Here is a 4,540-nt window from a genome sequence, read left to right on the forward strand (position 1 = left end):
GGGCGCATCATCATCCGCACATGCGATCGTGAAGTCATCCATGGCCGCGCTCCCGCCGAATCAGAGCGCTTACGGAATCACGCCGCACCGTCAATGCAAAATCATCGAAGCAGAGCCGTTAACCTGACTTCCGAGCCGTGCGAGGGTTGCCGTACACCTTGCCTTGGCGGGCATCGGCGCGTTAAGCCCTGCCGGATTGCGGCGCCAGGATCGTCCTGTAACTACCCTTGGCGGGCGTGGCGGAATTGGTAGACGCGCGGGATTTAGGTTCCCGTGACGAAAGTCGTGGGGGTTCGAGTCCCTCCGCCCGCACCACGCCGAGGGCTGAAAGAAACGCGGGCTAAGCGCCCGTATACCGACACCCCCGGCGCGGTTGGCTGCTGCCAAACCGACGCGACGCGAGTGCAACAAAGAAGTGTGATCAATGCAAGTTACCGAAACGCTGTCCGAGGGTCTCAAGCGCGAATTCAAGGTGGTTGTTCCGGCCGCCGAGCTCGACGCCAAGGTCAATGTGCGCCTGGACGAGATCAAGAATCGCGTCCGCATCAACGGCTTCCGCCCCGGCAAGGTGCCGGTCGCTCATCTCAAGCGCATGTATGGCCGCTCGACCATGGCGGAGGTGATCGAGGCGACGGTGCGCGATGCCAATAACCAGATCGTCAGCGAGCGCGGTTACAAGCTCGCCGCCGATCCGAAGGTGACGCTGCCGACCGAGGCAGGCGCAGTGGAGAAATTGATCGCCGGCGAGAGCGACCTCGATTACACGATGGCGGTCGAGATCGTACCGAAGATCGATCTCGCCAATTTCAAGGACATCAAGCTCACCCGGCTGACCACCGAGATCACCGAGACGGAAGTCGAGGAGGGCATCGCCCGCATCGCCGAGCAGAACAAGCCCTACACGCCGAGGGCCGAAGGCGAGAAGGCCGCCAAGGACGATCGCGTCACCATTTCCTATGCCGGCACCATCGCCGGCGCGCCGTTCGAGGGCGGCACCGGCGACGACGCAGTGGTGCTGATCGGGTCGAACACGTTCATCCCCGGCTTCGAGGATCAGCTCATCGGCATCGGCGCCGGCGAAACCCGCACGCTGCAGGTGAAATTCCCGGAGCACTATGCGAACCAGGCGCTCGCCGGCAAGGATGCCGAGTTCGTCGTCACCGCCAAATCGATCGAGGCGCCCGGCACGGTCAAAATCGACGACGATTTCGCAAAATCGCTCGGCCTGGAATCGATCGCCAAGCTGCGCGAGGCGGTCAAGGACCGCATTTCGCACGACCATCTCGCGATGTCGCGGCAGAAGCTCAAGCGCGCCCTACTTGACGAACTCGACAAGTTGCACAAGTTCGAACCGCCGCCGTCGCTGGTGGAGGAGGAATTCGAGCGCGTGTGGAAGTCGGTGCTCAGCGAGATGGAGACCGAGAAAAAGACCTTCGCCGACGAGAACACCACCGAGGAGAAGGCCAAAGCCGAATACCATGCCATCGCCGAGCGGCGGGTACGGCTCGGCCTGGTACTCGCCGAGATCGGCGAGAAGAACAACATCACCGTGACCGAGGACGAATTGAGCCGCGCCATTATGGACCGTGCGCGTCAGTTTGCCGGCCAGGAGCAGCGGGTGTGGGACTACTTCCGCCAGAACCCGCAGGCAGTTGCCGGATTGCGCGCGCCGATCTTTGAGGAAAAGGTGGTCGACTTCCTGCTCGAACTCGCTGGGGTGACCGAGAACAAGGTCTCGCGCGAGGAACTCTACAAGGAAGACGATTCGGTGGCCTGAACGGCCGGCGCGTCTTGCGCCGGGCACTGCGCGAAAATAGATCATCCGGACGCGGCGCGAAGGCTAATCTAGCCTCACGTGATTCGCGTCAAGGAGCCGAAATGAGAGACCCCGTCGAGACCTATATGCAGCTCGTCCCCATGGTGGTCGAGCAGACCAACCGTGGCGAACGCGCCTACGATATCTTTTCGCGGCTCCTGAAGGAACGCATCGTCTTCATCACCGGTCCGATCGAGGACGGCACGGCCACCCTGGTGGTGGCGCAGCTGCTGTTCCTGGAAGCGGAAAACCCGAAAAAAGAAATCTCCATGTACATCAACTCGCCGGGCGGGGTGGTGACCTCCGGCATGGCGATTTACGACACGATGCAGTTCGTGCGCCCGCCGGTTTCCACGCTCTGCGTCGGGCAGGCGGCCTCCATGGGGTCGCTGCTGCTCGCCGCCGGCGCCAAGGGCCAGCGCTTCGCGCTGCCGAACGCCCGTGTCATGGTGCATCAGCCGTCCGGCGGGTTCCAGGGCCAGGCCACCGACATCATGCTGCACGCCCAGGAGATTCTGAACCTGAAGAAGCGGCTCAATGAGATCTACGTGCAACATACCGGCCAGTCGCTGAAGAAGATCGAGGACGCCCTCGAGCGCGACTATTTTCTTACCGCCGATATGGCCAAGGAATTCGGGCTGGTCGACCAGGTGATCAGCAAGCGGCCAGAGGAAATGCTTCCCAAACCCGCCTGAGGGTTCCGCCCGGGCGGTTCCTGCCAAGCCGGTGAACCAGTACGAGGCCATGCCTCAGGATGGGCGCTTTCGCGGCTGTGAGTATGGCGTTATCGTTAATAGAATCTTGATTATCAGGTCGTTAGCATGCTTCGCTTATGGTGTGGGGGAGCAGTAGGGTTTGCGGGCCGCCCGGAATGAAAGGCCGCCGTGCTGGTGTTCCGGCGCGAAACTTGCTTCGTTCGTTGCGTATCGGCGGGTGATCGAAACTCTCGCCGGCCACGCGAGTACGAAAGAGTGTGACGGAGAATGGAATGAGCAAAGTCGGCGGCAGTGATTCCAAGAACACCCTGTACTGCTCGTTCTGCGGCAAGAGCCAGCACGAAGTGCGCAAGCTCATCGCCGGCCCGACGGTGTTCATCTGCGACGAATGCGTCGAACTGTGCATGGACATCATCCGCGAGGAGAACAAGTCCTCGCTGGTGAAGTCGCGCGACGGCATTCCGACGCCCAAGGAAATCCGCAAGGTCCTCGACGACTACGTCATCGGCCAGGATCACGCCAAGAAGGTGCTCTCGGTCGCCGTCCATAATCACTACAAGCGGCTCAACCACCAGGCCAAGCACAACGACGTCGAACTCGCGAAGTCGAACATCCTGCTGATCGGGCCGACCGGCTCGGGCAAGACGCTGCTGGCACAAACGCTGGCGCGCATCCTCGATGTGCCGTTCACGATGGCGGACGCCACGACGCTCACGGAAGCCGGCTACGTCGGCGAAGACGTCGAAAACATCATCCTCAAGCTGCTGCAGTCGGCCGATTACAATGTCGAGCGCGCGCAGCGCGGCATCGTCTATATCGACGAGATCGACAAGATTTCGCGCAAGTCCGACAATCCGTCGATTACCCGCGACGTGTCGGGCGAGGGCGTGCAGCAGGCGCTGCTCAAAATCATGGAAGGCACCATCGCCTCGGTGCCTCCGCAAGGCGGCCGTAAGCATCCGCAGCAGGAATTCCTGCAGGTGGATACCACCAACATCCTGTTCGTCTGCGGCGGAGCTTTCTCCGGCCTGGAGAAGATCATCTCTTCGCGCGGCCGCTCCACTTCGATCGGCTTCTCGGCCAAGGTGCTGGCGCCCGAAGATCGCAAGCAGGGCGAAATCTTCCGCGAGGTCGAGCCGGAGGATCTGCTCAAGTATGGCCTGATCCCGGAATTCGTCGGCCGTCTGCCGGTCGTCGCCACGCTCGAAGATTTGGACGAACCTTCGCTCAAGAAGATCCTGGTCGAGCCGAAGAATGCGCTGGTGAAACAATACCAGCGGCTGTTCGAGATGGAGTCGATCGGCCTTACGCTGGCCGAGGAGGCACTCGGTGCCATCGCTCGCAAGGCGATCGAACGCAAGACCGGCGCGCGCGGCCTGCGTTCCATCATGGAGAGTATCCTGCTCGACACCATGTTCGACCTCCCCAGCCTGGAAGGGGTCGAGGAGGTGGTGATCTCCAAGGAGGTCGTCGAGGGTACCGCCCGGCCGCTCTACATCTATGCCGACCGCAGTGACCGGACGGCCGAGTCGGGCAGCGCCAGCGCCTGATAGTTCCTTTCGGCGGGCTCCCCGGCCACCGGGAAAAGTCGCCGATTCGCGTCGTTCGCGCTGTTAGTAAGCCTGCGAGACCCGTTGTAACTGGAAAAACGTGCGTTACTTGCAGAGCCTAAGGCGTCATCCTACGTATAGCGTCTGAAGAGAACTGGCGTACGAAAGTTCGTAGTTTTCGACTGGGCGAGGGTTTCGTAGCCTTCCAAAGCTGCGTCGGGCATGCGTTCGCCCTACGCCTCCTTGCCCATCCTTATCGGCACTGTTCTGCGATGCCGCAGCCGCGGGTCCTGGGGCAGGGGCACAACAAAAAGGAAAAGGCCAATGACCAATAAGCCACGACCCCAGCTGCAACCAGGCGAGACCCGGGCCTATCCGGTTTTGCCGCTGCGCGACATCGTGGTGTTCCCGCACATGATCGTTCCGCTCTTTGTCGGCCGTGAAAAGTCGATCAAGGC

General features: G+C 61.6%; 4 protein-coding genes and 1 tRNA gene. All 5 read left to right on the top strand.

Features of this window, described 5'->3' with window-relative positions; all coding sequences use genetic code 11:
* Positions 1–230 precede the first annotated feature (230 nt).
* Positions 231–315: transfer RNA gene (locus VF515_22780), tRNA-Leu, on the top strand.
* Between the two features lie 109 nt (positions 316–424).
* Positions 425–1,777 carry a trigger factor gene (tig, locus tag VF515_22785; protein HEX7410455.1) on the top strand — a complete coding sequence of 451 codons (1,353 nt, stop codon included), beginning with the start codon at positions 425–427 and terminating at the stop codon, positions 1,775–1,777.
* Positions 1,778–1,878: 101 nt separating this feature from the next.
* Positions 1,879–2,511 carry an ATP-dependent Clp endopeptidase proteolytic subunit ClpP gene (gene clpP / locus VF515_22790; GenBank protein ID HEX7410456.1) on the top strand — a complete coding sequence of 211 codons (633 nt, stop codon included), beginning with the start codon at positions 1,879–1,881 and terminating at the stop codon, positions 2,509–2,511.
* 293 nt (positions 2,512–2,804) lie between these two features.
* On the top strand, positions 2,805–4,082 hold the full coding sequence (gene clpX / locus VF515_22795; protein ID HEX7410457.1) for an ATP-dependent Clp protease ATP-binding subunit ClpX: 1,278 nt from the start codon (positions 2,805–2,807) through the stop codon (positions 4,080–4,082).
* Positions 4,083–4,406: 324 nt separating this feature from the next.
* On the top strand, positions 4,407–4,540 hold a 134-nt coding region (locus VF515_22800), incomplete at its 3' end, for an LON peptidase substrate-binding domain-containing protein (GenBank protein ID HEX7410458.1).

It is taken from the genome of Candidatus Binatia bacterium, from assembly GCA_036382395.1.
Taxonomy (GTDB): Bacteria; Desulfobacterota; Binatia; order HRBIN30; family HRBIN30; genus JAGDMS01.